The organism is Paracoccus sp. (in: a-proteobacteria), assembly GCF_046289755.1.
GTDB lineage: Bacteria > Pseudomonadota > Alphaproteobacteria > Rhodobacterales > Rhodobacteraceae > Paracoccus.
In genome coordinates this window covers 1-7,834 of record NZ_JBKBVD010000085.1, presented here as the reverse complement: position 1 = coordinate 7,834, position 7,834 = coordinate 1, and the positions used below count along the sequence as shown (strand labels likewise).

General features: G+C 63.4%; 6 protein-coding genes and 2 pseudogenes. 2 read left to right on the top strand and 6 right to left on the bottom strand.

All coding sequences use genetic code 11. The annotated features are described in order from the left end of the window. From ACK41U_RS18580 to ACK41U_RS18570, 3 genes and pseudogenes are all read right to left on the bottom strand, one after another. Window positions 1-194 (bottom strand): annotated as a pseudogene (locus tag ACK41U_RS18580) (ABC transporter permease); the annotation flags it as partial. Between the two features lie 86 nt (window positions 195-280). After that, window positions 281-1,861 (bottom strand): ABC transporter substrate-binding protein, encoded by a 1,581-nt coding sequence (locus ACK41U_RS18575; protein WP_409683523.1) that lies wholly within the window; start codon window positions 1,859-1,861, stop codon window positions 281-283. Between the two features lie 42 nt (window positions 1,862-1,903). Beyond that, complete coding sequence (locus tag ACK41U_RS18570; protein WP_409683521.1) at window positions 1,904-3,424, bottom strand: M81 family metallopeptidase; 1,521 nt, start codon at window positions 3,422-3,424, stop codon at window positions 1,904-1,906. Window positions 3,425-3,563: 139 nt separating this feature from the next. Between ACK41U_RS18570 and ACK41U_RS18565 the strand changes: the two genes are divergently transcribed. Together ACK41U_RS18565 and ACK41U_RS18560 are read left to right on the top strand one after the other, a co-directional pair. Further along, window positions 3,564-4,307, top strand: a complete 744-nt coding sequence (locus tag ACK41U_RS18565; protein WP_409683518.1) for an IclR family transcriptional regulator — start codon at window positions 3,564-3,566, stop codon at window positions 4,305-4,307. Between the two features lie 9 nt (window positions 4,308-4,316). Further along, a pseudogene (locus tag ACK41U_RS18560) lies at window positions 4,317-5,015 on the top strand (transposase); the annotation flags it as partial. A gap of 307 nt (window positions 5,016-5,322) precedes the next feature. Here the strand turns inward: ACK41U_RS18560 and ACK41U_RS18555 are convergent. From ACK41U_RS18555 to ACK41U_RS18545, 3 genes are all read right to left on the bottom strand, one after another. Further along, on the bottom strand, window positions 5,323-5,718 hold the full coding sequence (locus tag ACK41U_RS18555) for a type II toxin-antitoxin system HicB family antitoxin (protein ID WP_409683515.1): 396 nt from the start codon (window positions 5,716-5,718) through the stop codon (window positions 5,323-5,325). Between the two features lie 28 nt (window positions 5,719-5,746). Next, entirely contained in the window at window positions 5,747-5,935 is a 189-nt protein-coding gene (locus ACK41U_RS18550) for a type II toxin-antitoxin system HicA family toxin (RefSeq protein WP_409683513.1), read from the bottom strand. Between the two features lie 957 nt (window positions 5,936-6,892). Next, a partial coding sequence (locus tag ACK41U_RS18545) for an IS110 family transposase (protein WP_409683510.1) occupies window positions 6,893-7,834 on the bottom strand: 942 nt, incomplete at its 5' end.

Sequence of the window (7,834 nt, the reverse complement as noted above, 5' to 3'; positions counted from 1 at the left end):
AACTGGATATGCAGCGGCTGGTTCAGGCCCATCGCCTCGCGGATACGCTCCAGCTGCGCAGGCGTGGCCATATCGCCCGCGATGATCGCCGCCGGATCGCCCGGCGTCAGGCGCAACAGCAAAAAGACGAAGACGGCGACGAGCAGCATCACCGGAATGACGGCCAGAATGCGCCTCAGGGTATAGCCCAGCATCACGAAACTCCGGGTCGGTCGGTCGGACAGGTCGGGGAAGGGGGGCGGCACGGTTGCACCGCCCCCCGTGACAGGGTGGGGCCCGATCACTCGGCCTTTTGCAGGTTCCAGAAGACCGGCACCGGCGAATTGATCATCTCGGTGATCGTGGTGCGGCGGGCCTGCGGCAGGCTGTATTGCCCCAGCGGGATCAGCAGCCCGTTCTCCAGCGCATGGGTCTGGACCTGTTCGGCCACCGCGACCTGCGCCTCGGCATCAGCGGCATTGATGAACGCGGCCTTCAGCTCTTCGATGCGATCGTCGGTGGGCCAGCCGAACCATGCGTCATCGCCCCGCCCGTTCAGCATCGGGTTCGAGATCGGGTTCGAGATTTCGGGCACCATCCAGTTGGTGATGAAGATGTTCCAGCCGCCATCCGCGGGTGCGGCCTGACTGGCGCGGCGCGTCACCAGCGTCTGCCAGTCCATCGGCTGCAGCTCGACGGTAAAGCCCGCCTCGCGCAGCATCTGCGACACGACCACGGGCTGGGTGGCCAGCGCCACCAGATCGGTGGGGGCCATCAGCACGACCGGCGTGCCGTCATAGCCCGCCTCTTCCAGCAGGGCGCGCGCCTCGTCCGCGCCGCCGCCTGCGACCAGCGTCTCGGCTCCGGCCTCGCTTTCCAGCGGTGTGCCGCAGCCCAGAACGGCGCCGCAGATGCGGTAATAGTCCGGGTTGCCGATCATCGCGGCCAGAACCGGTTCCTGCTGGATCGCCTTGATCGCGGCCTGCCGGATCAGCTGATTGTCAAAGGGCGGGTGCAGAAAGTTCATCCGCGTCATCGTCTGCATGCCGGTCGGCTCGCGCGTTTCGACGATGATGTCGGGATCACCCTCCAGCAGCGGCAGCAGATCGACCTGCAGCTGTTCGATATAGTCGATCTCGCCGCCCGACAGCGCGTTCACGGCGGTCTGGATGTCGGGCATGCTGACCCATTCGACGCGGTCCACATTGACGACCTTGCCGCCCGCCATCCAGTCGGCAGGCTCGTCGCGCGGGACATAGTCGTCGAACTTTTCATAGACCACGGTCAGGCCGGGCTGAAACTCGGCCTCGACAAAGCGGAATGGCCCCGAGCCGGTATAGTCGGTGACAGCCTCATCCGCCGAGGTCGCGGCGACGCGGGCGGGCATGATGAAAGGGGGCAGGGCGGATTGCTTGGACAGCACATCAAGCATCGGCACGAAAGGCTCGGACAGGGTCCAGGTGATGGTGCTGTCATCGGTGGCCTCAAGGCTTTCGGTGCGGTCCATGATGACCTGCCCGCCCGCATCCTTTTGCGCCCATCGCTGCAGCGAGGCGACCGCATCCGCCGCCGTCACCGGTGCGCCGTCGTGAAAGACCAGCCCCTCGCGCAGGGTAAAGGTGTAGGTCAGCATATCGTCCGAGATGGTCCAGTCGGCCATCTGCGGCTGCGGCTGGAACGCTGAATCCTGCGCGATCAGCACGTCATAGATCATATAGGCGTGGTTGCGGCTGATATGGGCGGTGGTGATGATCGGGTCCAGCACGCGCAGGCCGGAATGCATCACCGCCTTGACGGTGGTTTCGGCCCATGCCGCGCCGGTGAGCATGGTCGAGGCCAGTAGGGTGGCGGTTGCAAGCCTGGGGGTCAGTCGGTTGAACATGATGTCCTCTCTGTTGAACGGGTCCGTGGCCTGATCTTGGCGTCAGGCTTTCTCGGTCATGGTAAAGGGTTGCCCGCAGGGTTCCAGCCTGATGCCCGGATGCAGGTGGCGAAAGGGCAGGCTGGCGGGGCTGACCGGCATCGGGCCGGGCGCGGTGCAGGTCAGGATCGCCTGTGCGATGGGCGCAAAATCGGCGCGGAAATGGTTCGAGCTTTTGACCACCAATATCGTCTGCGCCTCGGGGTCGATGCCCAGAAAGCGGAACATCTGCCGGTCGGCCATCTGGGCCTTTTCCGAGGCCACAGCGATGCGCACTCCGCCGATGCGCAGGCAGGCCGAAGGCCCAAGCCGCAGATGCGCGCCGCCGTAATAGGGGCCGGTGGCGTGGCAGGCGCCGTCCGACAGCGCCTCGACCGTGAACCGGGCGGTAAAGGGCGCGTCACCTGCGATCCCGGACCTGCCGCCCAGTGCCAGTTCGATCTCGGCGCCGATCCCGGCTGCATGCGCCGCTGCCGCCGCCTGCGGATCGGTGATCAGACCGATGGCGGCGTTCCGGGCGCCCGCCTCGACCAGCGCCCGCAGCATGCCGGTCGTGTCGGAATTGCCGCCCGCGCCGGGGTTGTCCTGCGTATCGGCGATGACCACCGGGCGGGGCGTCGTGGCGGCCAGCCGCAGCGCCTCGGCCACGCCATCGTCGGGCGCATAGGACCGGCCCCGGAACGCGGGTTCGGCATCGCGCACCGCCCGCGCAATCCGGTCGGCCGCCGCATCGGCGCGGTCCTGACGGTCGGCATAGGCGATCACCGAAGGGCGGCAATCGGGAACATCCGCCGCCGGAAAGCCCATGAAGAATGACGCGCAGACCCCCTCGGAATCTGCATCGGCCACCAGATCATACAGCCCGGCGGCGGGCTGGCTCATGGTCGACTGCCACGCGATGGGGATCAGGAAATCAAGCTGCCGGAAGGCGCGGAAATTGGCCGATCCGGCCAGCAGCCGGTCCAGCTCTGCCGCCGCACGATGTCCGGTTTCGGCCATGTCGACATGCGGATAGGTGCGGAACCCCACCAGCCGGTCGGCCTGTCCGACCATCTGCGCGCTGATATTGCCGTGCAGATCCAGCGCCGCGACCACGGGCACCTGCGGCCCCACCACGGCACGGACACGCGCCAGCAGCGCCCCTTCACCATCGGGGGTGCCTTCGGCCACCATCGCGCCATGCAGATCCAGAAACACCCCGTCCAGCGGCCCTGCGCGCGACAGGCCGTCGATGATCTCATCCGTGATCGTCTGAAAGCAGGCAGCGGTGACGGGCGCCGAGGGCACGGCTCCGGCCCAGATCAGGGGCACAAGCTGCCAGCCGCGCTGTGCGGCATAGCTGATCGCCCCCGCGACCGGCAGATTGACATCGCGCGCGCCTGTCAGGATCTGCTCGCCACGGCTCAGCGGCAGATAGCCGCCGCCCTGCGCGAAGGCGGCCAGATCTGCCGGGCTGGGGGCAAAGGAATTGCTCTCGTGGACAAAGCCGGCAAGGGCGATGCGCAGCGGTCGGTCAGTTGGCAAATGATCCGGCAATGGATTGTCATCCGATACAGCTGCATTGTATGATGAGTGTATTGGTGCGATTTCAAACTTGTCAACGCCGGAGACCGCCATGGCGCAGGAAAGCCCGTCTTCAGAAAGCCCTCAGGCAGGGGATGCCTTGTTTGTTCAGTCCCTTGCCCGCGGAATGAGCGTTCTGGAGGCGTTCAGGGATGCCGATGGCGCCCTGTCGCTGTCGCAGATCGCCGCCCGCACCGGGCTGACCCGCAGTGCCACGCAGCGTCTGGTCCATACCTTCCGCAAGCTGGGATATCTGACCCTGGCCGAGGACGGGCGCGGGGTTCGCCTTGACCTGCCGGTTCTGGATCTGACGCTTGACTACCTGCGCCTGAACCCGCTGGTCCGGCGCGCCAGCCCGATCCTGCTGGAACTGCGCCGCAATGTCCGCGAACGCGTGGACCTGTCGCTGTTTGACGGGCAGCGGATGGTCTATGCGGCCCGGATGCAAAGCAAGCGCGAGACGTTCTTTGCCACGCTGGTGGGCAACAGTGTGCCGACGACCTGCACCTCCGGGGGATGGGCGGTGCTGGCGATGCTGCCCGACGCCGAGGTCGATGCGATCCTTGCCGCGGCCCGCCACCAGCAATTTACCCCCCGGACCATCACCGACCCGCAGATGATCCGCGACCAGATCGCCCTGACGCGCCAGACCGGTCACGCTTTGGCGGTCGAGCAGATCCTGATGGGCGAGGTGGCGGTCGGCGTGGCCATCCCCGACGCGACGGGCCGCCCGGTCGCGGCAATCCACATCGCGGCATCGCTATCGGAATGGGATGCCGAGGATTTTCGCAGGCGTGTCGCCCCGCTTGCCGCCGAAGCAGTGCGGAGCATCGTTTCAGGATGACGAAGGGGCATCGCCCGCTACGTTGGCCGCGACCTTGGGGGCCGGCTGTTCCGGTCCAACGCCGCCTATGCGATCCCGGCATTCTATGACCGGCTGGAAGAGGCGGGCTATTTCTGCGCCATCCGGGTGAAGAAGAGCGCAGTTCTGGAACGCTGCATCGCGCACCGGCTAACGCGGCCCGTTGGGCGGCCCTCCCAGACCAAGGTGAATCGGTTCTTCGAGGATTTCCGCTGTCAGGCGGGGTCCTGGGACAAGGAGCGCCGTGTAATCGCCAGGATCGAATGGCATTCGGGCGATTTGTTCCCGCGTATGGGCTTTATCTTCACCAACCTGCCCATGGACCCGGATTGGGTGGTGCGCTTCTACAACCAACGCGGCACCGCCGAGCAGCACATCAAGGAGGGTAAGTACGCCTTTCGCTGGACGCGGCTGTCATGCCGACCGTTCCGTGACAACGAGGTGCGGCTGCACCTTCACGCGCTGGCCTCCAACCTGGCCACTTTCTTGCGCTGCATCGAGTTGACCGAGGCCATGGCCGATTGGTCGCTGACCAGTCTGCAACTGAAGCTGATCAAGATTGGCGCCCGCGTCGTTCGCCACGCCCGCGTCATCACCTTCCATCTGGCCGAGGTGGCCGTCACCGGCCTAATGGTGCGCGCCATCCTCGCCGCCATCCGCCGTCTTCGAGCGCCACCGTCATGCGCGTGACCGCGATTCCGCCCCAAACCGAACGAAAGCGGCAGGACAGGTCCGTCCGCCGCGCTGAAAAAGCAAAGCCGCAGGCAAACAACGCTGCGGTTTCGCGGCCCGATCTGCCCAGTTCCCGCCGTCTGCGCAACCGCAGACGCCGCACGGGCGAAAAACGCCTCTCCAGCAGGCAGATTCAGGCATTCTCGACGTCAAACGGCAGGTTACTTGGAGAATGTCGGCTTCGTAAACTTCCGTCTCATTTCCGATCTCCGATTCCTTGGTCACGATCTTATCTTCGTGTCCACGAAACCGGCAGCAGCTCATATCAGACCCCTACGATCTCGCGCCGTGCCGCCGCAGCCAGAAAGGCGGATCGGGTCATTCCCCGTGCCCTCGCCGCTGCATCGACCGCACGCAGCAATCCCCGCTCGATCGACACATTGATGCGTTCAGGGGCACCATCCGCCGGGATATAGGGGACGGTCATCAGGGTTGCCCCCTCGGCCAGTGCTGCCCCGACATCGGGCCGGGCGCGCAGTGAGTCGATCGAAGAGGGCACCAGATCGTCGGCATCCTCAAACCACAGGTCCAGCGCCTCGACCGCCGCGCGCGGGATTTCGTCCCACGTATCGGCGGCCGCATGAGCACCCGGAAGATCGGGGAAGGTCAGGCCGTAGGCCGAGCCATCATCTTTGTGCACAATAGCCGTAAACAGGCGCATATCTTTCTCCTATGGGCGGGAGCCGGGCTTAGATGAGCCCGGCCTGCTGGTAGATGCTTCGAGCGGTCCCGAGCGGCAGGTCTTTCCTCGGGTGCGGAACGATCACTGTCCTGTCGCCTTTTCTGAGCTTGAGGTGAGAGCCGCGCTTCGAGACCTCTTCGAACCCCTCAGCCTTCAGGATCTGGATGATCTTCCGGCTGTCGCGTTCAATCTTCATCTGGCCTCCATCCATGCGCAAATATATACACACCGACAAGGCCGCGCGCAAGCGCAATGCGCAAATAGTTGTGCATCGGATTGGTGCTGAAATAATGGTGCATTTGAACGCCCTGCTCAGGATCTGGTTTACACTCGCGCTTCCAAGCCATTGATAACCTTTGGAGTGTTCGGCGCAGGTTTTCAGGTCGGTCCCTTGAAATAGCTGGATTCCAGCAGACCCACCAGCACTACCGGAAGACCAAGGTCAGATGGCAGGTATGACTTGCCCCAGGAGCACTCTGATATTGTCCACGCATACACGCGCAGGTAGTATACAAGAGAGTGACGTTCTGGACTGTGCTCGCCGTGCTCTCGCCTTTTTACTTAGAAAGAAGATTGCGATGTTTCCTGGAATCAAACAAGAAAACCCTTTTCCGCCTCGCTCCTCATCTGAGAAACGGCTATCGCGCGAGGAGTGGGCCCTGATCGTGGCCGTCTTGAGCGCCTACCAGCACAACGATAAAGTCCGTCCCTTATACGAAAAGCTCGTGGACCGGCAGAGGGAAGATGACCGGCGAGCAAAAGCAAAAGATAAACTGAAATAGCCCGCCTTAGTGCCACTGCCTTGCGCGTGCGTTCTGCATTCGTTCATGGTGACGCAGAAGGAAATAAATATGGGCAGACGCTGGACCTAGGCCAGAACCAAGACCTACACGGTAAATTTTTCCGACTACGACCTGACCGTGCTGATGGATGGAACGCCCATGGGGTCGGGTCAATTCTGATCCTGCGCCGGGAGCCAATGCTGGCAGTGGCGGGTAGATATTGCGCGGCGGCATGGGCACTGCCCGGACCGCGAAGAGGCGTTGAACGCGCAGCGGACGTCTATGCTGGCCCGCCTGGCCGAGCAGCCCTCGTTGCCCCTGCGCCAGCTCCAGGCCGAACGGGCCGCGCGTGAGGTTAGCAACTGTATTCCTCAAGCGGGATGAAATTGCCATTTTTGCCGAGGTTTGCATATTGCGTTTGCGATTGCGACGAGCTTTCGTGCGACGGCTGTGATGACGACCTTGTGTGGCTTCCCGGCGGCGCGCAATCGGTCAGCGAAGGCTTTCAGAACTGGATTGTGATGGCTGGCGACGAGTGCTTCTTGGAACATGACATGTCGCAACGAACGCCGACCACCTGCAATGGCACGCTTGCCCCGCATCGCTCCGCTATCACGTGCGATAGGCGCGAGCCCAGTGAGTGCGGCGGCCTGCTCCCCTGAGATTTGGCCAAGCTCGGGCATTTCGGCAATCATCATGGTGCTGGCGACGGGGCCGATCCCAGGTACAGACCGCAGTATGTCAGCAGTCGTAGCAAGTTCTGCATCCGCGGCAATCGTGTGTTCGATCCGCGCTTCTAGCTCTGCAATCTGGCGATCTAGAAGTCCTTTCAGGTCGGCATCCATTGCTTCGAACATATCTGCCGACCCCAGTTTGCCCTGCGCTTTGATCTGCGCCAAAAGGCGTTTGCGTGTTTCGACGAGTTGTCCGCGCTTTGATGTCAGTGCTCTGATAAGACGTATCTTCTCATGTGGCAGCCTGCGCCCCGCGTCGGGGCGGAAGGCCATGAACCGCGCAATGAGTTCCGCATCGATCCTGTCAGTTTTGGCTCGCGTGCCCCGGCTCGCCGCGAAGGCCTTAATCCGGGTAGGCGGCAATTGTCTTGTCGCGACACCTGCGCCTTCAAGCACCGACCACAACCTCGGCAGCCACAAGGGCGGCGCCAGCTCTCGATGATAATCTTTGGCCTGGCCTGCTGCCGGTTTCATGGACACGAAGATAAGATGGTGACCAAGGAATCGGAGATCGGAAATGAGACGGAAGTTTACGAAAGAGTTTAAGTTTGAGGCTGTGAAGCTGGTGACGGATCGGGG

Excerpts from the sequence above, each read along its gene's own strand:
- ACK41U_RS18575 (WP_409683523.1), bottom strand. The coding sequence starts at position 1,861 with ATGTTCAACCGACTGACCCCCAGGCTTGCAACCGCCACCCTACTGGCC.
- ACK41U_RS18555 (WP_409683515.1), bottom strand. The coding sequence starts at position 5,718 with ATGCGCCTGTTTACGGCTATTGTGCACAAAGATGATGGCTCGGCCTAC.
- ACK41U_RS18550 (WP_409683513.1), bottom strand. The coding sequence starts at position 5,935 with ATGAAGATTGAACGCGACAGCCGGAAGATCATCCAGATCCTGAAGGCT.